This is a genomic window from Azonexus caeni, from assembly GCF_048146105.1.
In the GTDB taxonomy this organism is placed as follows: domain Bacteria; phylum Pseudomonadota; class Gammaproteobacteria; order Burkholderiales; family Rhodocyclaceae; genus Azonexus; species Azonexus aromaticus_B.
This window is the reverse complement of the sequence record NZ_JBKJAD010000023.1, coordinates 49,900-70,796: the sequence shown is the minus strand read 5'-3', so window position 1 is coordinate 70,796 and position 20,897 is coordinate 49,900. Positions and strand designations below refer to the sequence as shown.

The 20,897-nt window shown below is 64.9% G+C and carries 16 protein-coding genes; 8 read left to right on the top strand and 8 right to left on the bottom strand.

What is annotated here, in order from left to right:
* Positions 1–116: 116 nt before the first annotated feature.
* Entirely contained in the window at positions 117–2,825 is a 2,709-nt protein-coding gene (locus tag ACLIIZ_RS17775) for a hypothetical protein (RefSeq protein WP_416694280.1), read from the bottom strand.
* A 376-nt stretch (positions 2,826–3,201) separates the two neighbouring features.
* Positions 3,202–4,044: a hypothetical protein gene (locus ACLIIZ_RS17770; RefSeq protein WP_416694278.1), complete on the bottom strand. Its 843-nt coding sequence runs from the start codon at positions 4,042–4,044 to the stop codon at positions 3,202–3,204.
* A 397-nt stretch (positions 4,045–4,441) separates the two neighbouring features.
* Between ACLIIZ_RS17770 and ACLIIZ_RS17765 the strand changes: the two genes are divergently transcribed.
* From ACLIIZ_RS17765 to ACLIIZ_RS17755, 3 genes are read left to right on the top strand one after another with little or no spacing between them, the layout of a single operon-like run.
* Positions 4,442–5,470: an ABC transporter substrate-binding protein gene (locus ACLIIZ_RS17765; RefSeq protein WP_416694276.1), complete on the top strand. Its 1,029-nt coding sequence runs from the start codon at positions 4,442–4,444 to the stop codon at positions 5,468–5,470.
* A 59-nt stretch (positions 5,471–5,529) separates the two neighbouring features.
* Complete coding sequence (locus tag ACLIIZ_RS17760; RefSeq protein WP_416694274.1) at positions 5,530–6,309, top strand: ABC transporter ATP-binding protein; 780 nt, start codon at positions 5,530–5,532, stop codon at positions 6,307–6,309.
* Between the two features lie 9 nt (positions 6,310–6,318).
* Positions 6,319–7,095 carry an ABC transporter permease gene (locus ACLIIZ_RS17755; RefSeq protein WP_416694272.1) on the top strand — a complete coding sequence of 259 codons (777 nt, stop codon included), beginning with the start codon at positions 6,319–6,321 and terminating at the stop codon, positions 7,093–7,095.
* A 43-nt stretch (positions 7,096–7,138) separates the two neighbouring features.
* Here the strand turns inward: ACLIIZ_RS17755 and ACLIIZ_RS17750 are convergent, their stop codons facing one another.
* Entirely contained in the window at positions 7,139–8,095 is a 957-nt protein-coding gene (locus ACLIIZ_RS17750; protein WP_416694270.1) for a LysR family transcriptional regulator, read from the bottom strand.
* A 97-nt stretch (positions 8,096–8,192) separates the two neighbouring features.
* On the opposite strand from ACLIIZ_RS17750, the gene ACLIIZ_RS17745 reads away from it, so the two are divergent.
* Positions 8,193–9,386, top strand: coding sequence for an MFS transporter (locus tag ACLIIZ_RS17745; protein WP_416694268.1), 1,194 nt, complete (start codon positions 8,193–8,195; stop codon positions 9,384–9,386).
* A 58-nt stretch (positions 9,387–9,444) separates the two neighbouring features.
* Here ACLIIZ_RS17745 and ACLIIZ_RS17740 read toward each other — a convergent pair whose 3' ends face one another.
* The 5 genes from ACLIIZ_RS17740 to ACLIIZ_RS17720 are packed head-to-tail and all read right to left on the bottom strand — an operon-like array spanning position 9,445 to position 16,446.
* Entirely contained in the window at positions 9,445–10,662 is a 1,218-nt protein-coding gene (locus tag ACLIIZ_RS17740; protein ID WP_416694266.1) for a hypothetical protein, read from the bottom strand.
* Positions 10,659–11,321: a hypothetical protein gene (locus tag ACLIIZ_RS17735; protein ID WP_416694264.1), complete on the bottom strand. Its 663-nt coding sequence runs from the start codon at positions 11,319–11,321 to the stop codon at positions 10,659–10,661. The genes ACLIIZ_RS17740 and ACLIIZ_RS17735 overlap by 4 nt, the downstream gene beginning before the upstream one ends.
* A complete protein-coding gene (locus ACLIIZ_RS17730; protein ID WP_416694262.1) occupies positions 11,318–12,250 on the bottom strand; it encodes a 2-hydroxyacid dehydrogenase in 933 nt (310 codons plus the stop codon). The genes ACLIIZ_RS17735 and ACLIIZ_RS17730 overlap by 4 nt, the downstream gene beginning before the upstream one ends.
* A gap of 7 nt (positions 12,251–12,257) precedes the next feature.
* A complete protein-coding gene (locus ACLIIZ_RS17725; protein ID WP_416694260.1) occupies positions 12,258–15,131 on the bottom strand; it encodes a WG repeat-containing protein in 2,874 nt (957 codons plus the stop codon).
* Between the two features lie 10 nt (positions 15,132–15,141).
* On the bottom strand, positions 15,142–16,446 hold the full coding sequence (locus ACLIIZ_RS17720) for a hypothetical protein (protein ID WP_416694258.1): 1,305 nt from the start codon (positions 16,444–16,446) through the stop codon (positions 15,142–15,144).
* A 291-nt stretch (positions 16,447–16,737) separates the two neighbouring features.
* On the opposite strand from ACLIIZ_RS17720, the gene ACLIIZ_RS17715 reads away from it, so the two are divergent.
* From ACLIIZ_RS17715 to ACLIIZ_RS17700, 4 genes are all read left to right on the top strand, one after another.
* A complete protein-coding gene (locus ACLIIZ_RS17715) occupies positions 16,738–18,723 on the top strand; it encodes an ATP-binding protein (protein ID WP_416694256.1) in 1,986 nt (661 codons plus the stop codon).
* A 133-nt stretch (positions 18,724–18,856) separates the two neighbouring features.
* The gene (locus tag ACLIIZ_RS17710; RefSeq protein WP_416694254.1) at positions 18,857–19,177 is read left to right on the top strand and encodes a helix-turn-helix domain-containing protein; all 321 of its coding nucleotides are present in this window, start codon (positions 18,857–18,859) and stop codon (positions 19,175–19,177) included.
* Positions 19,170–20,471, top strand: coding sequence for a type II toxin-antitoxin system HipA family toxin (locus ACLIIZ_RS17705; RefSeq protein ID WP_416694252.1), 1,302 nt, complete (start codon positions 19,170–19,172; stop codon positions 20,469–20,471). The genes ACLIIZ_RS17710 and ACLIIZ_RS17705 overlap by 8 nt, the downstream gene beginning before the upstream one ends.
* A gap of 275 nt (positions 20,472–20,746) precedes the next feature.
* Complete coding sequence (locus ACLIIZ_RS17700) at positions 20,747–20,890, top strand: hypothetical protein (protein WP_416694250.1); 144 nt, start codon at positions 20,747–20,749, stop codon at positions 20,888–20,890.
* Positions 20,891–20,897: the final 7 nt, after the last annotated feature.

Here is a 20,897-nt window from a genome sequence, read left to right as displayed (position 1 = left end):
GAAAACGGAAAATGAACAAAATGCCACGAGAATCCCCGTACCGGACCACAAAAATCAGCCCACTTCCCGGTCAAATCACCTTCACCTGCTTCATTCTCCAGGGCTCGGTGAATTGTTCAGCGTTTCCCTAGGGAAGAGATCCCGACTTCGGCCGGCAGCGCGCCAAAGCGTACCGCGTCCGACATGCCGCCGATGCGAAAGAGAAGTGACGCGCGTGCAAGAAGACGACCGAGCGCCATGTCGGAGGGCTCAATCCCACCAGTTGAGGGGCACACGCAGAGGGCCTGCTCGATGACTAGCCGAGAGGTCAGTGCCGCGCCTGCATAACGTCCCAATTGCTTGGCAATCGTTTCCTCTACGCCATACTCCCCGGCATGTAGGCCGAGGACGGCAGCGGCTGTGCGGTGCCAGAGTTTCTCTCCGCTGCGAGCCTGTTCGCAGTTCTCAAGAAGACGTACGAGGGTCTTCTTGCGATCAAAACGGAGAAGCTCGTCCCGCATTTCATGGAGGAGCACATCAACGACGTCGTTGAGGAGCTTGCCAACCGCCTTCTTGCCCTCGTACCGTGCAGGTGCATCGGCTGCAACCGCACGCCACCCTAGCTCGATCCGGGCCGCACCCGACTCGACGTTCTCGACGGTCAAAAGGCGGCTGGTCAGAGAGCTACGGACAAAGTCACTGAAGTCGAATGATTGCATCAGGTGGAAACTGCGCGCAGTGTCATTGGGAACCGCGATCTGCTCCACTGCGATCGCCAGGTCGCTCGGTGAGTCGAGTCGAAGAAGGGTCGCAAATGCGGCACCGAGTGCACGCACAAGGGTACGTTCTGCACGGTTATCCGGGGCGCGAAATCCAGCAAGGTACCCATCTTTGAGCACCACCCGAAACGCCCCCTGTTCACGAACACGCTCGAGTTGCCAGAAGGTATTCAGATCACGAGGAACTACCTCGCCCTCAAATCGGTCAATGTCGTCGCTACCTGCAAAATGCAGGTAGACCTTTACTGACCTTCTGGTTGTCTGCTCATCCAAAGTTTCCAGTGCTTCGCCAATCCGCCCGATCCATGTGCGTACCATTTTGGCAAGTTCGATGAGGAGCCCGCGATCTTCCATGCCAGGGGCTTCAATAGTCACCCAGAGATTATTCCGTCCCTCATACACACAGGTAAGACGTTGTGCCTCAAGGTCATCAATAGAGGCGTAGCACTTGCTTTCGCGTTCAGTCGGGAAGAAATCCTCCGCTGAGGGCCGCATCACCCGGTGCCATTTGCCACTGTTGTCTTTGGTTCGGTGTCGGTCATACCCAACATCTGCCGCCATACGTACGTCACGGAGCAGATTCGTCGGAATCATCAGCATCAGCGGGCGCTCGGGCGTGATGCGCCCTTCTGGCAACTGGTCGTGGGGAACCATGTGGCCGCCATTGCTGCGTACCCAGCCAAGAAGGTTGAGAGTGCCGTTGACGTTGATGATTTGCACACCGGCTCGCTCAATTAACTGTTTCGCATCCTGCACACGCCAGAAGGCAAGAGGGGACATCTCAGACAGAGACCCTATGCGGACAAAGTCTGCACTAGACATCCACTCGAGTTGCCAACCCTCTGGCAATTGAGGCACCGTGCCAGCAAAGCCTGCACCCCAGCCACAACCAACACGCACAACCATGCCGCGCTGGAAGCCGGGCTGGTTGGAAAGGTCAACGGCGGTTTTTACAACGCCGACATCAAGGAAGTGCGCAGTCTCTTCGTCGAGCCGGAGCATGTTGCGGAAACCAGTGCTCTGGTGCTGCTCCATGGAGGGCAAGACGAACTGGAGCACCATAAGGTGGCCCACATCGACCGAAGAGACGGCGATTGCTGACTGGGTTGTATTGTGCTGCCGCCAAGATAACCGCAAACCGCCGCGGCCTCCAAAGACCGGCGTTTCGAAGAAGGTGCGCGCATGAGCATTGGCCAGTGCCCTGTCGAGGTTACTCAGCTCTCTAGTCTGCACGGCGAATGCAATCACCGCATGGCGAAGAGCGATGGAAAGAGCTGTGGGCAGCACGACGACAAGGCCCTCCCGTGTGCGTATAAGCGGTCGCTGCTCTAGCAGTCCCGCCCCAGGCTCCTGATTTCCGAGGGTGGTGATCTTTGCGTGATCGAGAATGAAGAGAGCGAGGTCTGCGACTGCTATGTCCGCCGCTCGTAGCATGGCATTGGTAAACATGACACGTGAGCGGAGCACGCCCGCATCTTGGCCGCCGGTATCAAGCGAGTCTGGAGTGTCTTCACTACCTGGCTCGAAACGGTGAAGATTAGAGCGAGCACAGACGACGTCCGATAGGCGAAGAAGCGCCTGTACAGCGCGCTTGAGCGGACGAAAGCGGCCAGTATCGGGCATATCGAAGACAATGTCGACCATCAGTTGCGTATAAAAGCCTGCGGCCTCCCACACCCCTTCCAGGACGCGGTAATCGCCCCTCTCGTTCTCAACAAGAGAGACGAACACATCTTCTGCCGGATCCTCCCCACTGACACAGTTCGAGGCACCTATAGCTGCATGCCAGCGCCGCGCATCGTCGACCGTTGAAACCTGCTGGCCCTTGCAGTAAATGAGGGCGAGGGCAGCGAGAAACTCAAGTCGCAAGCACTGGGCCTGGTGCGCCGGTAGCGTGAGAAGGCTGGCGAGCAAAGCCACAGTGCCGTCCCGTTCGAAGCTGGCAAGTTCGGCGACAAGTTCAGCGTTGTCCTTTGCGATATTCTCGAACGAGTGGGCCCAAGAGATCTGCTCGCTCATGATTTCAAGTACAGCGTGCAAATCTGTCTGAAGGTGGGGCTCGTTCACGTGGGACTCCAAGAAAGATGGTTACGCTAGCCCGATTTCACTTGAAGCGGAGATAGGGGACTGGAGCAATTTAGTGAATCAGGCGACTGCTCCTAGCTGCGGATAGCGTCCATTTTATTTCTTTAGCATCAACTACGGCAAAGACCGAGTTGGACCCGTAGACCGTCAGGCAAGTTACGGAGCGGAGCAGCCGCTCCAACGGCTGCTTACTGGGAACATCGAATTTCCGCTTCTGGCCGTCTGCCGCCAAATGCTGCGCTGTCTCAGGGAATCAAGCGCTCTGTTTCCCAACCATCGCAATCCGATCTCCGGCGAGTCAACGCAAACAGGCCACCCATCGGGCGGCCTGCTTCGATTCAGCCTTCTTTCCGCGCGATCAGAAGTGGTATTCGGCGCGCACCATCGGCGTTTTGGCGAAGGCGCCGTCGCCGGCCGGGCCCTTGTGGTCGTTGCCGAACTTGTTGCGCCAGTACTGGTATTCCAGGCCGACGCGGAAGGTCTTGGCCTTGGCGCCGACCAGGCTGCTGGCGTCGTACATGATCATCGCGTCGATGTTGGTTTCCGGCTTGGTCGGGCCGCCGAATTCGTTCTTGCCCTTGGATGCGATGTAGTTCAGGTAGCCCTCGAAGGAGAGCGGCAGCGAGCCGAGCGGAATGCCCCAGGCGGCGTTCAACATGGGGTGGGCGTCGTAGTGGTAGCGCTGCGGATGGGTGCGCGGGGCGTTGCTTTCCCACAGTTGCAGGACGCTGACGTTGAGGAACCCGGGGACGTCGAACATCACCGTCGGGCCGGCGACCAGCATGCGCTTGCGCGACTGGTAGCTGTCGCCCGACTTGTTGTTGTAGTCGAAGCCGGCGGTGAAGCCGACGCCGCGCAGCGGGCCCCATTTGAACATTTCCGGTTTGCCGGCGATCTTGCCGAAGTCGAGGGTGTGGCGATAGACGACGTAGGCTTCGTGGGCGCCGCTGCTGCCGTTGAGCGAATCCTTGTCGTCGGAGAGCAGCATGTCGACGTTGAGGAAATTGCTGCCGTACTTGTAGCCGCTGACGTGGCCGAAGTTGAAGATGTTCTTCTTGATGTCGTTCTTGTTGAACGGCTCGCCGAACTGGGTGCCGTAGCGCCAGCCGATGTAGGTGTCGCTCCAGTCGGCGGCGCTGGCGCCGGTGATGCCGACGGCAAGCAGGACGCTGGCGGCGACGATGGACTTCTTGGCAAACATGATTGAACCTCCGGTTTTTGAGTTTGGTTGATCTCGGGCGGATGCTGCGCTGCAGCAGCCTGACGATGGGCAAAATCTATCAGGAAGCCTCGCGCATATCCGGCATACCCGGTATCGCTCAAACCATATAGTCGGTTTCTTATATCCTGTTGAATATAATGGGATTGTCTCGCAGGAAATATTCATTTTTCATGCACAGCGCGGGGGCGTTTCCGGCCTCTTGGCACCAAATTGAGGCGCGTTTTTGCGCCAAATCCGGGAAAAAGCGCCCGCCGCGCACTCCTGCACCGGGCCGAAAAATCCGGCTTTGTAAAAATTTCTTTTAAAACAGTGTGTTGCTGCTTGGCACGGCGATTGCCTAAGGACGGTCATTACAAACCGTTCAGGAGAACCCTTCATGTCCGTTCCGTTCAACGCCTGCCGTCGTCTTCTGCTTGCCGCCGGCCTTGCCTGCCTGACCGCGCCCGCGCTCGCCCAGGCGCCGCTGAAGCTCAAGTTCACGCTCGACTGGCGTTTCGAAGGGCCGTCGGCGCCTTTCCTGATGGCCAAGGCCAAGGGTTACTTCGCCGCCGAGGGGCTGGATGTCGAGATCGACTCCGGCGCCGGCTCGGCCGGTGCCGTCACCCGCGTTGCCACCGGCGCCTACGAAATGGGCTTTGCCGACTTCAACGCCCTGGTCGAGCACGACGCGAAGACGCCGGGCTCCAAGATCCAGGCCGTGTACATGGTGTACAACGCGACGCCGGCCGCCGTCTTCGTGTTGAAGAAGTCGGGCATCACGAAGCCTGCCGACCTGGTCGGCAAGACCCTGGCGGCGCCGGTCTTCGATGCTGGGCGCAAGGCCTGGCCGGCTTTCGCCAAGTCGAACAAGCTGGCGGTCGATGCCGTCAAGTGGCAGAGCGTCGAACCGGCCCTGCGCGAAACCCTGCTGGCGCGCGGCGACGTCGATGGCATCACCGGTTTCTACTTCACCAGCCTGCTCAACCTCGAAGCGCGCGGCGTCAAGCCGGCCGACATCGTCGCCCTGAAGTACCCGGATTACGGCGTTTCGCTGTACGGCAACGCGATCATCGCCAGCCCGAAGATGCTCGCCGAGCAGCCCAAGGCGGTGGCCGGCCTGCTGCGCGCCTTCAACAAGGCGCTCAAGGAAACCATCGCCAACCCGGACGCCGCCATCGCCTACGTCAAGGAACGCGATCCGCTGATCAACGTCGCGCTGGAAACCCGCCGTCTCAAGCTGGCGCTCGAATCGAGCGTGATCACGCCGGAAGTGAAGGCGAACGGGCTCGGTGCCGTCACCGCCGACCGCCTGCAGCGCTCGCTGGCCGAAACCGTCGAAGCCTACGGTCTGCCGACGACGCCGAAGGCCGCCGACCTGTTCAACGCCGCCTTCCTGCCGGCGGCCGCCGAGCGCGCGCTCAAGTAAGGCGCCCCGGGCCGGCGGCAGCCGCCGCCGGTCGACGCTGTTACCGATAGGGAATCCGCATGTCTTTCGTCAAGTTCGAGAACGTCAGCCTGGCCTACGCGCCTGGCGGCGCCAACGCCATCGAGGATGTCAGCCTGGACATCCGCGAGGGCGAATTCGTCGCCGTCGTCGGTCCGTCCGGCTGCGGCAAATCCACGCTGATGAAGCTGGTCTCCGGCCTCAAGCCGCCGAGCAACGGTTACGTCTTCGTCGATGGCCGCGAGGTCGGCGGGCCGCTGAAGATCGTCGGCATGGCCTTCCAGGCCGCCAACCTGCTGCCCTGGCGCAATACGCTGGACAACGTGATGCTGCCGCTGGAGATCGTCGAACCTTTCCGCAGCAATCTGAAGAAGGAAAAGGCGCAATACACGGCGGACGCCGAGGCGCTGCTCGCCCGCGTCGGGCTGGCCGGTTACGGCAGCAAGTTTCCCTGGGAACTGTCCGGCGGCATGCAGCAGCGGGCGTCGATCTGCCGCGCGCTGATCCACCAGCCGCGCCTGCTGATGCTCGACGAGCCCTTCGGCGCGCTCGACGCCTTCACCCGCGAAGAACTCTGGTGCATGCTGCGCGACCTCTGGCAGGAGAAGCCGTTCACCGTCATCCTGGTCACCCACGACCTGCGCGAGGCGGTCTTCCTAGCCGATACCGTCTACGTGATGAGCAAGCGCCCGGGCCGCATCCTGGTGCGCAAGGAAATCGACCTGCCGCGTCCGCGCCCGCTCGACGTCACCTACACCGACAGCTTTGCCGCCTACGTGCACGAACTGCGCGACCACATCGGCCGCATCCGCGAATCCTGAGGAATTCCCATGGCCATCAAAACCTCCACCGCCATCAAGGCTGCGCCCTGGCTGCTCACCGTCGCCATCTTCCTGGTCTGGGAAATCATCTGCAGCGGCCTGAAGATTCCCGATTACCTGATGCCGGCGCCCAGCGCGATCTGGGCTTCCGGCCTCGAATACGGCGGGCCGATCATGATGCACGCGCTGCAGACGCTATGGACGACGCTCGCCGGCTTCGCCCTTGCCGTCGTCGTCGGCATGCTGCTCGGCCTCGCGGTCGGCGCCTCGCCGCTCATCTACAAGGCGACCTATCCGCTGCTGGTTGGTTTCAACAGCATTCCCAAGGTCGCCTTCGTGCCGGTGCTCGTCGTCTGGTTCGGCATCGGCACCATCCCGGCCATCCTCACCGCCTTCCTGATCTCCTTCTTCCCGGTCGTGGTCAACGTCGCCACCGGCCTGGCGACGCTGGAGCCGGAACTGGAAGACGTGCTGCGTTCGCTCGGCGCCCGCCGCTGGCAGATCCTGGTCAAGGTCGGCATCCCGCGTTCCTTGCCCTTCTTCTTCGCCTCGCTGAAGGTGGCGATCACGCTCGCCTTCGTCGGTTCGGTGATTTCGGAAACGGTCGCCTCCAACCTCGGCATCGGCTACCTGATGATGTCGGCCAGCTCGTCGATGAACATGCCGCTCGTCTTCGCCGGGCTGATCGTCATCGGCGTCATGGGTGTCGTCATGTACGAACTCTTCGCGCTGGCCGAAAAGCGCCTGACCGGCTGGGCGCACCGCAACCCGAACGCGCCGGGCTAAAGCGTAGGTTTGTCGCGACAACGGCGCCCGCGGGCGCCGTTTTTCATGGTCGGGCGGTGAACTCGCCGAAAATGGCCGGCGCGTTGGCGCGCACGATCTCGACGAAGCGGCGCAGGCGGGCCGGGTAGAAGCGGGCGTAGGGATAGACCAGGCTGATCGGCAGCGGCTGCGCCTGCCACTCGGGCGCCAGATGGACCAGGTCGCCGCGCGCGATGTCGTCGGCGAGTATCCAGGCCGAGGCGATGCCGGCGCCGACGCCGCGCAGCATGGCGCTGCGCAGGGCATACAGGTTGTCGGTGCTGAAGCTCGGGGTGATCGGGAAGCGCCGCTTCTTGCCGCTGCTGACGTGGTTCAGCGCCACCTCGTTGCGGTAATAGGTGCGCAGCGCCAGCCAGGGCAGATCGGCCAGTTCGCCGGCGTCGACCGGCAGCGGCCGGCCGGCGAGCACGGCCGGTGCGGCGACGGCAATGCGATGCACTTCGCCGAGGCGGATCGCCACCAGGCCCGGATCGCCGATCTCGCCGACCTGTATCGCGCAGTCGATGCCGGCGGCGACGTAGTCCTGGATGCTGCGGTCGTCGTGCAGCATCCATTCGACGGTCATCCCCGGATAGCGCCCGAGGTATTCGGCGAGCGGGGCGATCAGGCGGTCCTGCCCGAAGGCGTGCGGGACGATGACGCGCAGCGTGCCTTCCGGCGCGTCGTCGGCGCCGCGCAGCTCGGACTCGAACGAGGCCCAACTGGCGAGCAGTTCGCGGGCGCGTTCGTAGCAGCGCTCGCCGTCCTGGGTCAGGCCCATGTGGTGCGTCGTGCGTTGCAGCAGGCGCACGCCGAGCGAGCGTTCGAGCGCCTGCAGGCGGCGGCTGACCGTCGGTTGCGTGGTGCCCATCTGCTCGGCGGCGGCCGACAGGCTGCCGGCTTCGACGATGCGGACGAAGGTCTGCATCAGTTCGATGCGGTCGCCGCTGGCGAGCGGCGCTGGCTGGACTGGTTTTGTCATGCGATCAATGTATAACAAATCTGCATTTCAATGCACTACACAATCTATTTGTGAATGATCAACATGTCGTCTCGTCATCCCTGAAACCGAGTCCATCATGTCCGCTTCCCCGAACTCTTCCGCCGCCGGCCTGACGCCGCTGCTGATTCTGCTGCTGGCGATGAGTGCCGGCCTGTCGGTCGCCTCCTTGTACTACAGCCAGCCCATGCTCGGCGTGCTGGGTGCCGACATCGGCGCTTCCAGCCGCAGCATCGGCCTGGTGCCGACGCTGACCCAGCTCGGCTACGCCCTCGGCATCCTGTTGCTGGCGCCGCTCGGCGACCGCTACGACCGGCGGAGCATCATCCTGGTCAAGAGCGGCGTGCTCTTGCTGGCGTTGCTGGCGGCCGGGCTGGCGCCGTCGATCCACTTGCTGCTGCTGGCCAGCCTGATCGTCGGCCTCGCCGCCACGCTGGCGCAGGACATCGTGCCGGCAGCGGCCGCGCTGGCTTCCGCCGAACAGCGCGGCCGTGTCGTCGGCACCGTGATGACCGGGCTGCTGCTCGGCATCCTGCTGTCGCGCGTGGTCAGCGGCGTGGTCGCCGAACTGTTCGGCTGGCGCAGCATGTTCGTGATTGCCGCGTTGAGCATCCTGGCCGTCGCCTACACCGCCTGGCGCCACATGCAGGCGGCGCGGCCGGCGACCAATCTGAGCTACGGCGCCTTGCTCGCGTCGCTGCTCGGCCTGTGGCGCGCCCATCCGCCGCTGCGCCGCGCGGCGCTGGCGCAGGGGCTGCTGGCGCTCAGCTTCAGTGCCTTCTGGTCGACGCTGGCGGTCATGCTGCACGGCGAGCCCTTCCATCTCGGCAGCGCCGCCGCCGGTGCTTTCGGCCTGGCTGGCGCGGCCGGCGCGCTGGTCGCGCCGCTTGCCGGGCACCTGGCGGATCGGCGCGGCCCCGGGCTGGTGACGCGCCTGGGGGCGGCGCTGACGGCGCTGGCCTTTGCCGGCCTGACCGCCGCCTGGCTGTGGGCGCCGAGCGGGGCTCAACTGACGCTGCTGGCCATCGGCACGGTGCTCTTCGACCTCGGCGTGCAGGCGACGCTGATCGCCCATCAGACGCAGGTTTACCAGATCGATCCGGGCGCCCGCAGCCGCTTGAACGCGGTGCTCTTCGTCGGGATGTTCTCCGGCATGGCGAGCGGCGCGGTCCTCGGCAGCCTATTGCTGGCCAGTTGGGGCTGGGCGGCGGTGATGGGCATGGCGACGCTGAGCGCCGCTGGCGCGCTGTGGGTGCGTCTGCGCGCGGCATGAAGCCGGTGTCGATGCCGAGTCTTTGCGGCGCCACCGCCGGGCCGGGGGCGGCCTGGTTTTACGGGCGCGGTGGGTCGCGCCTGATCTCGACCTCGTCGGTGTAGCGGTCGGCCGCCGCGCCGCAGGGCGCCGGGCGGCGCAGCGGCTGGCCGGGGCCGGTGGTGAGCAGGGTCAGCCGCTGCTGCGCCTGGTCGATTTCCAGCGAGCGCTCGGCGACGATGCTGCCGTCGTCCTGGAAATACAGGGTGACGTCGGTCAGGTGGGCGCGGCCGGCTGGCCGGTACGGCTTGGAGGATTTCGGCACCTGGGCCAGCGCTTCGTGCCAGCGCGGGTTCGCCTCGGCGAATTGCCAGCGCACGCGCAGCGGGCCGTTCAGTTCGTTGATCGCAAACGTCGAGTAATTGCGGCTGGTACAGGCGTCATCCGGGCTTTCGCTGGTGAAGGCGTGGTCGCCGAGGGCGACCGCCTGGCCGTCGATTTCCAGCCGGGCCAGGGGCAGGGCGTGCAGATTGGCGAGATGGAAGGCGACGAGCGGGATTTTTCGTCCCCAGAAATCCATCTCTTGCGAACCGGAAAGGCGCAGCGCCGGCGTCACTTCGACCCGGTCGGCGTAGTGGAAGTAGAGGTAGGTCAGCAGCGCTGCCTCATCGCTTGCGCTCGGCTGTCTGCCTTTGAATAGTTTGGAAAATTCCGGGTAAGGCGTGGCGACGAGCGCCGGCAGCCGGGTCGCCGGCGTATTGCCTGGATGGCCGTAATGCACGGCGAGGCTGTTGAAATTCGGCGCCAGACGGCTGCCGGCATAGGGCCATAGTCGGTCGAGGTCGTCGTTGTTCCAGACGTAACGCGTCAGGCGGGCAAAGTTTTCCGGCTGCGCGCCGGGCAGTTCGCCTGAAAAGGTCGAACTGCCGGAAGTGGTTTCCGGGTCCAGCCACAGGCTGCGCCCGGAAAGATTGATATGAACTTCCTCGATGTTCGGGTGCGCCTGGTGGAAACGGTGGCGGCGGATCTCATCGAAGAGGTCGTACAGCCACAGGCATGCCAGTACAGCCAGCGGCGGTCCCCAGATCGACCAGTAGGCCTTGGCCGGCGCCCGCCGTCTGAGATAGAGGATCGACATCAGCAGGGCGATCAGGCCCAGCGGGGCGAGAACCACCATGGCGACGCCGACCGCCAGGTAGATGCCGGCCACGTTGTCGCCGCTGGAGAGCAGCACGATGCCGAGCATGACCAGCGCCATCAGCCCGCCGAGAATGCGGGCGCCGAGATAGGGTTTCATGACATCTCCCGGTGTTCATCGCCGGCCTGTGCATCGGCCAGCCAGGCGAGCAGGATGCCTTGCAGGAAGAGCACCTGGGCGGCGAGTTCCAGGCATTCCTCGACGGTCTGCAGCAGGCGTTGGCCGGCGAGGTCGAGGCGGTGGATGTCCCAGGCGTCGACCAGTACGGCCAGCGCGGCGACGCCGACGCCGGTCAGGAAACGGCGGCGGGCCGCCTGATGCTGGCGCCAGAGCGGCAGCAGCCAGGGCAGGACGAGCAGGCCGCCGAGCATGTAGAGGAGCAGGACGAAGTCGCCCGGGGCGAGCGGCAGGAAGGGCAGGCTGATGGCGTGCGGCGCCAGGAACTGGTCGCGAATCCGCTCGTGGATGGCGAAGCGGTCGTCCAGGCTGAGGAACAGGAAGCCGGCGCCGAGCACCAGCCAGCGCCGTGCCGGATCGGCGGCGCCGCGCAGATGGTGCATGGCGGCGGCAGCCCAGGCGGCGAGGGCGCAGGTGTACATCACCGCGACTTCGAGCGAGGTCATCGGCGTGTCCTCGCTGGCGATCCACTTCCAGTATTCCGGCCAGCGACCGACGATGAAGATTGCCGTCATCGACAGCGGCAGGAGGCTGCTGGCGAGCAGCAGGGTGCGGCGCAGGCGGCGGGTGAGGTCGTTCATGTTTGGGCGAGTTCGATCAGATGCTGGACCCAGGCCTCGGCGCCGCGCGCCATGGCCTCGTTCGAATACCAGGCGGTGTGCCCGGTCTGCAGGATGCGGCCGGCTTCCAGGCCGGCCAGTTGGGCGGCGCAAAAGACCCGTTCGTCGACCGCGTAACCGGCCAGGTGGCCGCTGGCGATGGCGGCGCGGACCGCGTCGTGGTCCACCAGTTGCGGGCGCGAGGGGTTGATCAGGTAGCCGCCGGCCGGCATCGCCCGCAACTGTTCGCTGCCGATCAGCGGCGCTGCACCGCGCTCGACGCTGGCCGCCAGCATCACCACCGGGCAGCAGGCCAGCAGCTCGCCGAGCGCCATCGCGCGCCAGCCGTCCGCCGCCGGCACGGCCGGGTCGCAGTAGTGGATGTCCATGCCGAAGGCGGCGGCGAGCTGCGCGATGCGCCGGCCGATGCGGCCGAGGCCGACGATGCCGAGCTTCTTGCCGGCCAGTTCCCAGCCGCGCAGCGAGATCGTCTCTGGCAGTTCGCCGCGCACCACCCGGTCGCTCAGGTGGAGCCGGCGCGACAGCCCGAGCAGCATTGCCAGGGCGTGCTCGGCAACGCTCTGCGCCGAATAGTCGGGGAGCAGGCGGACGTCGACCTGACGTCGGGCGAGCGCCGGGCGGTCCAGCCATTCGTCGCCGGTCGCGTAGGCGGCGAGGCCGCGCAGACGCGGCAGGCGGTCCACCAGAGCGGCGTGGAAATCCTTGCAGGCGCGCCGGGTGAGGCCGACGACCTCGGCCTGCGCGCATTGCTCGACGAGGTCGGCGTCGGAGAGCAGGCCCGGCGTCGTCCGGTAAGCGACGGCGGCCACCGCTTCCAGCCGGCAGGCGAGCGCGTCGGGCAGGCTGGCACGGCCGCGGGCGGAAAACAGGACGAGGTTTTTCTTGCGCATCGCGGTTTCAGCGGCAGCTTGCCTTGCCGGCGGGCCAGATCGCCTTGCCCTGGCCATCGAGCAGGACTGCTTGCGTGCCGCAACGCCAGCCGCCGTGCACCAGCAGCTTGCCTCGCTCGTCGATCAGGCCGAGATTGCCCTGGTAGACCACCGCGGCGCGCCCCTCGCTGAAGTTGCTGGCGGCTTCGTAGCGCGGCGGAATCACCAGCTTGCCCCGGGTGTCGATGAAACCGATGCGCTGTATCGCCTCGGGCTGGCGCGGTCCGGCCGGCAGCGTCTTGACCACCATGGCCAGGCCGCCGCTCACCGGCTCAACCTCGTCGTAGGGCAGCGGACCGACCAGGCGCCCGTCGCTGCCGGCGAGATAGCGCTGCTCCCGGTAGTGGCGGGTGAGTACCGTCCAGCCTTCGGCAAAATCGTGCAAGGCTTCGCCGCGCAGTTGCAGGCGCTGCTGCCAGTCGAAACCGCGATAGGTGAGCAGCGGATCGCTTTCGCCCTCGATCTCGGTTTCCGTTTTTTGCCATGCCGCCGCCGTTTCCTCCGGCCAGGCGAGCGGCTGCGACGACGTCGAGATGCTGCCGTCGCCGCGCACGTAGGCGGGCTCGCCGGCGACTGTTTCCCGGGCGTAGCCTGCGGGCGAGAGTTCGCTGAGACGGTATCTGCCCGGCGCCAGAACCCAGCGGCCGGCGCTGTCCATGATGCCTGTCAGGGTTTGCGGCTGGGCCAGGAACCAGCCGTCGCCGAGGGCGCGGATGTTGGCCTGCGCCGGGGCGATGAACTGGCTGCCGTCGGGCCTGAACAGGCCGCGGTAGGTTTCGCCGCCGGCGTGTTCCTCGACCTCGATCAGGGCTACGTCGGCGTCCTCCAGAACCCTCAGGCTGTGGTAACGCGGTGCGATGACCACCTTGCCGTCCGGCGCGAGCAGGCCGCTGCCGGCGCTTTCCCCGTGAGCCTCGGCGGGCGCTGCCTCGAAGCGCCAACCCAGGAATTTTCCTTCCTGCCAGAGCGCTTCCGGCTCGCGTCTCGAGGTCGGTGGAAGCACCCAGCGCAGTTCGTTGTCGAGCACTCCCCAGCCGCTTTTCAGGCGCGCCGGAACGAGCCCGGCAATGGCTGCGTTGCCCAGGTCTTCGATGTCTTCCGGGCCGGGCACGGGGGTTACGCCGTCGTTGCCAAGGCGCAGGAAGCGGCTTTCGTCGTCGGCGTTCTTGTCGGCCAGCAAGCCGTTGCCCAGGCGCTGGTAGCGGCCTTCCTCGGGCAGCGGCCAGCTACGGCCGTGGCTGTCGATGGCCAGCCGTTGGCCGTCGCTGCGGGCCAGGGCGAGACCGTCGATGAAGTCGCCAAGGCTGTTGTAGCGCGGCGGGATCGCCCATGCGCCGGTGGCCGTGATGGCGCCGAACTTGTCGCCGGCTTTCATGACCAGCGGCCCGTGCAGCGGCAGCCTGCCGTTGTAGTTGCTGTCACTGTTGCGATCGTATTGCCAGGCCAGGTCGCTGACGATATTGCCGTCGGCGGTGACGATGCCGACCGTTTTGTAGCCCTTGTGCAAACGGGCGAGGGGCAGGTCGGTGAGGTGGCGGCGGGGATGCTGCTGATCGGTGATTAGGTCGATACCGTCGAACTGGCCGGCGAAGGCGGGCGAGCTGTCGGTCAGTAGCACCTTGTCCGGGGTCAGCAACGCGAAGCGGACGCCGTCCACATAGCTGTCGGGTTTCGTATAGCGGCGCTGCACGAGCAGGCGGTCGGCCTGGGCGGCAATCTGGATCGGGGCCGCGTCTTCCTCCTCGTCGGCTGTTGGCTTCACTGGCGGCGGGCGGAGGTCGAGGGCGAACTGCTGGCCAGCGGCGTGGAAGACCCAGGCCTGGCTCCCGCAAGCGCTGAGCACCAGCCAGTCGCCGTACTGCCGGGAATCCGGCCACTGGCATTGCAGGACCAGGCGCTCCTTGCCCTGGCGGTCGAAGATGTGGCGCGTCGTGCCTTCGACTTTGGGCATCGTCAGGTACATTCCATTGGGCAGGGCGTCGATGCGCTCGAACTCGGCCGGGACGATGAATTTCCCCGCCTCGTCGATCACGCCATAGCTTTTTCCGACGCGCACGGTGGCCTGGCCACGGGTGAAGTCCGCGGCTTCCGAAAAACGGGTGGCGACAATCTCCCGGCCTTGCCCGTCGATCAGGCGATAGCGGGTTTCGTCGTTTTCCTTTTTCTCGCTGAAACAGGCCTGGCGGCCGCAGTGCTCGCGGGGTGCAGAATCGCTGGCGAGTGCCTGGCGGCGGCCGTCGCCATGGTGCAGTTCCGGGGCGAATTTCTGCGTCGCCTTGAAGTGGCCGGGCCAGACCTGGGCGCCGATGTCGAGGTCGTCGGCAAAGCGATGGACGATACGGCCCTGGCGGTCGAGCAGTTCCTGTCGCCATGCCTTGGTGCGGGCCAGCGCCAGACCGTTCGCGTAAGGCTCGATCAGCATGTAGCCGGGCGGCACGATCCAGCGTCCGTTACGGTCGATGACGCCATCCTGGCCGTCCTCGTTCTCGACGACGGCGAGCCCTTCGCTGAAGTGGCGGGCTTCCCGGTGGGTTGGGGCGATTGCCCAGCGCCCCGTGCTGTCGATGTAACCCCATTTGTCGTCGGCGGCAGCCGGCGCCAGGCCTTCGCTGAAGCCTTGGGTCTCGTCGAAGGTCGGCGGGATCGCCAGTCGGCCTTGGCGGTCGAGGTAGCCCCAGGCGCCGCCGATGGAGAAGGCGGCGAGGCCCTCGCTAAATGGGCAAAGATCCTCGATGGCGGAGTATTCGCTCTGCGGCAGCTTGCAGGCGTATTCGGCGTGGAGCGGGAAGGCGGCGCAGAGGGCCAGGACGGCAACGAGACGGGCAACAGGGAGTGTGGACATGGACGGGATATCAGAAACGGCCGATGGCGCAAGTTGGCGTGAATTGATCGCGGGCTGCCTGCTGCATCCGGCGCACGGCCAACAGCATTGCTGCGGGGGAGTCGGCGGCGTTTACTGCCGCCAGCATGGCGGCGGCGTCGGCTGGCGCCGGCGTTTCTCCCCGGCACTGGCGGGCTGCCGCCTGGCACACCGCCTGCGCCTCGCCGCCCGCGCCGGCGGGGTCGTTGACATTGATCCTGAAGCCCTCGCCATCGCTGCTGTCGCGCTGGCGTAGCTGGGCCAGCAGTCCGTCCACCGGCGGCGCCTGCCTGGCCAGCGCTTTGCCTGCGGCGTCGCGCCAGATGATCTGTTCGGGATGGCTGAGACCGAGTTGGCAGTGGGCCAGATAAACGACGTCCAGACCGGCCACCTTTTCCAGCGCCGCGCCGCTGAGCGGCGGGGTGATGTCCGAATAGGCGTAGTAGGCGGCGCCGGGCTGGCGGTAACGCACCATGCCGTCCGGCGTCGCGGCCAGCAACTGGAAGTCGCCTTCTTGCGCCGGCGCGGCCTTGGCAACTGCCGCCGATGGCGAGGCAAGGAAGGTGAAAGGTTTCTGCCATTGGGCAAAGCGCTGCTGCAAGGTCGCGAAGATCTGGCGCGTGCTTTTCCGGGCCGGCTTGGCGAAGCTCTGCAATGCCGGACGGAAGCCAAGTTGCTGCCAGAGTCGGCTGACGTCCGCTGCCAGTGCCTTGCGCAGCGGTTCGTGGCGGATGGCGACGGTGTTCTGGCGTCGCTCCTCGGCCGCGCGCCGCGCCAGCAAGGTCGGGTCGGCGTGGGCGGCGCAGGCCAGGAAGATTTCGCTGCTGGCCGGCCAGGTCTCGAGTCCTTGTCCCTCGCTCAGACGCGATGCGATCTCGGCCTTCCAGGTGTCGAAATCCTCTCGCGGCGTCGCGCGACTGGCGACGACGCTGCCGTCCCTGGCCAGCAGCCGGGTTTCGTAAGTGAAATGGAGGCCGCTCTGGCAATCGATCAGTCGCCGCTCGTATTCATGCTGGCCCTGCGCGTTTTCCGGCGCTGACCACATTTCCTCGTTGTGTCCGGGATAGCGCGAGGCCGCTTCGAGCAGGCCGTCCGGGCGCAGCTTGAGTGCCTTGAGGTGTACGGCGTGCGCGCTGTCGCGCGAATACATCGGGAAGTTCAGCCACTCGCTCGAACTCGCCTGGGCCGGCAGCGACAACAGGCAGGCCGGCAAGATTGCCAGTTGGGCCGGGATGCGTCGGAGTACGTGGCGGGAAAAATCGCCGAAACCGCGATGCCATGAGTTGTCATCTGTCATCGATTGCCTGCGTTTTCATGTCATTGGTTTTGGGAAAGGCGGTGATTCTGTCGAGGCTGGGAGGAATTCGCAATGAATATTTGCGCGCGCCGCGGCCATGATCGTGGGATCGCCGGCGTCGGCATCGAGGCGGTTTTCATGGATTCCTGCCTGGACGCTCCCGGCTTGCGCTCGTCCGACGGGATATGCACAGCGCGAGCGCGAGGGGGGCGAAAGGCTGGGAGTCGATTCATGAAGTAGGTGTATCCTTATGGAATCATCCACTTGGTCTGGATACAGGGGGGGACCCCGATGGCTTTCCAAAACCCGACGCTGCGCCTGTCGATCCTGGCTGCGGTCATGTGGACCGTCGTGCTCGCGCTTTCGCTCGTCTGGAATCTGCACCAAGTCAGCCATCAGACGATGTCGATGGCCTATGCCGAGGCGCGCGCCAACCTCAACAAGGACATTACCTTTCGTCGCTGGGGAACGCATCACGGCGGTGTCTATGTGCCGATCACCGAAACCCAGAAATCGGTCCCCTGGCTGTCGCATGTGCCGGGGCGCGATGTGACGACGACCGACGGTCGCCAGTTGACCCTGCTCAATCCGGCGTCGATGCTGCGCCAGATGATGGACATGTATGCCGAGTCCTACGGCATCCGGGGGCGGATCACCGGCCTCAAGTACCTCAATCCCGGCAACGCGCCGGACGACTGGGAGCGCCGGCAGCTCGAAGCCTTCACCCGCGGCGAGCGGAACGAGGTCTGGGAAGCCACCGAGATCGGCGGCCAGCCCTATCTGCGCTACCTGCGCGCCATGTACATGGAAGATGGCTGCGAGAAATGCCACGCCATCCTGGGTTACAAGAAGGGCGACATGCGCGGTGCGACCGGCCTCAACCTGCCGCTGGCGCCCTATCTGGAGCGGGTCGGCGAGTCGCGCTGGCAACTCGGCCTCAGTCACGCCCTGTTCTGGCTGCTCGGCCTCGCCGGCATTGCCTTCGGCGCCCGGATGTCGGCGCGCTGGGAGCAGGAACGGGCAGCCGTCCAGCGCGAGCTGGTGCAGCACCGCGACCGCCTGGAAGAGCAGGTCCGCGAGCGGACGGCTGCACTGTTCGTGGCCAAGGAAGCGGCCGAGTCGGCGAGCCGGGCGAAGAGCGCCTTCCTCGCCAACATGAGCCACGAGTTGCGCACGCCAATGAACGGCATCATGGGCATGCTTGAACTCTCGCTGAAGCGCAGCAGCGATCCCAAGGTCCGCGAACAACTGCAGAAGGCCAGGCTATCGTCGAAGATGCTGCTCGCCGTGATCAACGACATCCTCGACCTGTCGAAGATCGAGGCCGAGCGCCTGGTGCTGGAGAGCATCGAGTTCAGGCTCGGCGAAGTCCTTGAGAACGTCACCAGCCTGATGGCCGAGCGGGTCGCCGAAAAGGGCCTGCAGTTGCGCGTCGATATGGCCGACGGGCTCGCCGGCCAGGCCTTTCGGGGCGATCCCTTGCGCCTGGGCCAGGTGCTGCTCAACCTGACCAGCAACGCCGTCAAATTCACCAACAGCGGCAGCGTCACCATTCACGTTCATCCGCTTGCCGATGATGCCGAGCGGATGCAGTTGCGCTTCGAGGTCCAGGATACCGGCATCGGCATTGCGCCGGCCGAGCAGCAACGCCTCTTCGAAGCCTTCGAGCAGGCCGACAGTTCGATGACCCGCAAGTACGGCGGCTCCGGCCTCGGGTTGGCAATCTGCAAGCAACTGGTGCGCCTGATGGGCGGTGAGGTGGAAGTCGAGAGCGCGCTCGGGCAGGGCAGTACCTTCCTTTTCTCGGTCTGGCTGGCGAAGTCGGCGGCGCACACGGCGCCGAACGGCCAGGCGGCGGCCGGAACGGCTGAAGAGGCCGCGCTCTGGCGCGATTTCGCCGGCGTGCGGGTGCTGCTGGCAGAGGATGAACCGATCAACCAGGAAGTGTCGCGCTGCCTGCTCGAAGACGCCGGCTTCGTCGTCGATCTTGCCGGCGATGGGCGGATCGCCGTCGAACTGGCCGACCGCCGTCCCTACGGACTGATCCTGATGGACATGCAGATGCCCAACATGAACGGCCTCGAGGCCACGCGGGCCATCCGCAGGAGCGAAATGAACCGGCACACGCCGATCGTCGCGATGACCGCCAACGCCTACGACGAAGACCGCAAGACCTGCCTCGACGCCGGCATGGACGACCACGTCAGCAAACCGGTCGACCCCGAACGCCTGTTCCTCACCCTGGCCCACTGGCTGACGCGGAGTTGCCGGGAGTAGGGGCGCAGGCGGGAGGCCTCAAGCTTGCCGCTGATCTTGGCCTTGTCTGCATCGAATTATTTTGAATTTTAATGGATGCATTTAAGTCTCTTGGTGTGTATTATTTTATTATTAGATTTAATTTAATCTATTAATGGAAAATACAAAGACTGTCGATGAATGGGCTTTTGAATTGGGCGAGCAGATGCGCGCCTTGCGCCTGCGTGCCGATCTCGATCAGATTTCTTTGGCTGAACGCGCCGGCGTTAGCCTGACAGCCGTCAAGAACATCGAGTCCGGTAAAGGGGCGACGCTCAAGACCTTGATCAGGATGCTGCGGGCGCTGGGTCGGGCCGAATGGCTCTCCAGTCTGGCGCCACCGGTCAGCATCAGCCCGCTACAGATGCTCAAGGCCCGGCCGGTGCGTCAGCGTGCCTCGCGCAAGCGCCCGCCAGGAAAGCCGGACAATGCATAAACCCGTCTCTGCCGTCGAGATTCGCCTGTGGGGTCGGCGGGTCGGTGCCGTGGCGCTTGATCCCCGCCTCGGCTATTACGCCTTCGAATACGACCCGGCCTTCGTCAGGCAGGGCATCGAAGTGGCACCGCTTACCCTGCCGCTGGCGCAAGCCGGCAATCCCTTCATATTTACCGATCTGCCGATCGCCACTTTCAAGCGTTTGCCGGCGCTTCTGGCCGATGCGCTGCCGGACGATTTCGGCAACGCCCTGATCGATGCCTGGATGGCCAACAAAGGCATCGCCAGGGACGCCATCACCCCGCTCGACCGACTGGCCTACATGGGCAAACGCGGCATGGGCGCGCTCGAGTTTCGGCCGGCGCGCGGCCCCAACGTCGCCAGCCATACGGCGATCAAGCTCAAGCGCCTGGTCGATAGCGCCCGTCTGGCGGTGCACGGGCAACTCGACAGCGATCCTCATGCCCAGGCGGCGCTGGCGCAGATCATCCAGGTCGGCACCAGTGCCGGGGGCGCCCGGGCCAAGGCGGCCATCGTCTGGAACCCGAAAACGGACGAAATCCGTGCCGGCCAGTTCGACGCCGACCCCGGCTTCGAGCACTGGTTGCTCAAATTCGATGGCATGGGCACCGACCACGAGCTTGGCAGTTCTCAGGACTACGGACGTATCGAATACGCTTACTCCCTGATGGCACAGGCCGCCGGTATCGACATGGCGCCCTGCCGGCTGCTGGAAGAAGGCGGCCGCGCCCACTTCATGACGCGGCGTTTCGACCGCGAGCCGGGCGCCGATGGCAAAACCGTCAAGCATCATATGCAAAGCCTTTGCGCGATGGCCCACCTTGACTACAAGCAGAAGGCCACGCACGACTACGCCCAGCTTTTCCAGACCATCCAGCGTCTCAAGCTGGGCCACGATGCCATGGCCGAAGCCTTCCGCCGCATGGTCTTCAACGTGCTGACCGCCAACTGCGACGATCACAGCAAGAACTTCGGCTTCCTGCTCCCCGCCGGCAGCCGGCAATGGCAGCTTGCCCCGGCCTACGACATCACCCACGCCTACAACCCCAAGGGCGAATGGACCTATCAGCACCTGCTGGGCGTCAATGGAAAATTCGGCAACATCAGCCGCGACGACCTGCTCCACCTCGCCGACCGCTACGCCATCGGCCCGGCGTTGAAGATCATCGACAAGACCCAGGAAATCATCGCCCACTGGCCAGAATTCGCCCGCCAGGCGGGGCTGGGCGAAACGATCATGCAATCGGTGGCGCAGGATTTCGGACGTCTGTAATGCTTGAACGTTAAAAGAGAGTCTCACCACTGGCGCGACAATTCCCGCGTGCCACCGCGGGGTGGGAAATGTCCGGCAGCGTTGAGAGAATGCGCCAATTGGTGACGGCACTGCTGGCACCATTTCGAACCACTCCGAGTTACTCGCTCTTGCCCGGCTGGTTTGGGCGAGGCGGTGGCATGTGTCGGGCAAGGTTTGCTTGGAGTATCCAGATTCTAGGGAAGGCTTGGGTCGGAGATATACCGGTTTCGTGGAAAGCAAGGCCACTGTTTTCGGTGGCTGCCGCAGCGCTTTTGGACAGCGGCGCCGCCCACCAGAACCAGATGCTGCAATTGCTGGCCGACCCGCAGAAGGAAGCTGCCTTCGGGCGGGTGGTGTTCGATCTGCTGCTGGCGGGGAAGGGGAATCCGCCGGCTTGAGCGGGCG

What these genes read in the sequence shown, in the direction of transcription:
- ACLIIZ_RS17770 (WP_416694278.1), bottom strand. Translation starts at nt 4,044, where the DNA reads ATGTTTGCCAAGAAGTCCATCGTCGCCGCCAGCGTCCTGCTTGCCGTC.
- ACLIIZ_RS17765 (WP_416694276.1), top strand. Translation starts at nt 4,442, where the DNA reads ATGTCCGTTCCGTTCAACGCCTGCCGTCGTCTTCTGCTTGCCGCCGGC.
- ACLIIZ_RS17760 (WP_416694274.1), top strand. Translation starts at nt 5,530, where the DNA reads ATGTCTTTCGTCAAGTTCGAGAACGTCAGCCTGGCCTACGCGCCTGGC.
- ACLIIZ_RS17755 (WP_416694272.1), top strand. Translation starts at nt 6,319, where the DNA reads ATGGCCATCAAAACCTCCACCGCCATCAAGGCTGCGCCCTGGCTGCTC.
- ACLIIZ_RS17750 (WP_416694270.1), bottom strand. Translation starts at nt 8,095, where the DNA reads ATGACAAAACCAGTCCAGCCAGCGCCGCTCGCCAGCGGCGACCGCATC.
- ACLIIZ_RS17745 (WP_416694268.1), top strand. Translation starts at nt 8,193, where the DNA reads ATGTCCGCTTCCCCGAACTCTTCCGCCGCCGGCCTGACGCCGCTGCTG.
- ACLIIZ_RS17740 (WP_416694266.1), bottom strand. Translation starts at nt 10,662, where the DNA reads ATGAAACCCTATCTCGGCGCCCGCATTCTCGGCGGGCTGATGGCGCTG.
- ACLIIZ_RS17735 (WP_416694264.1), bottom strand. Translation starts at nt 11,321, where the DNA reads ATGAACGACCTCACCCGCCGCCTGCGCCGCACCCTGCTGCTCGCCAGC.
- ACLIIZ_RS17730 (WP_416694262.1), bottom strand. Translation starts at nt 12,250, where the DNA reads ATGCGCAAGAAAAACCTCGTCCTGTTTTCCGCCCGCGGCCGTGCCAGC.
- ACLIIZ_RS17725 (WP_416694260.1), bottom strand. Translation starts at nt 15,131, where the DNA reads ATGTCCACACTCCCTGTTGCCCGTCTCGTTGCCGTCCTGGCCCTCTGC.
- ACLIIZ_RS17720 (WP_416694258.1), bottom strand. Translation starts at nt 16,446, where the DNA reads ATGACAGATGACAACTCATGGCATCGCGGTTTCGGCGATTTTTCCCGC.
- ACLIIZ_RS17715 (WP_416694256.1), top strand. Translation starts at nt 16,738, where the DNA reads ATGGCTTTCCAAAACCCGACGCTGCGCCTGTCGATCCTGGCTGCGGTC.
- ACLIIZ_RS17710 (WP_416694254.1), top strand. Translation starts at nt 18,857, where the DNA reads ATGGAAAATACAAAGACTGTCGATGAATGGGCTTTTGAATTGGGCGAG.
- ACLIIZ_RS17705 (WP_416694252.1), top strand. Translation starts at nt 19,170, where the DNA reads ATGCATAAACCCGTCTCTGCCGTCGAGATTCGCCTGTGGGGTCGGCGG.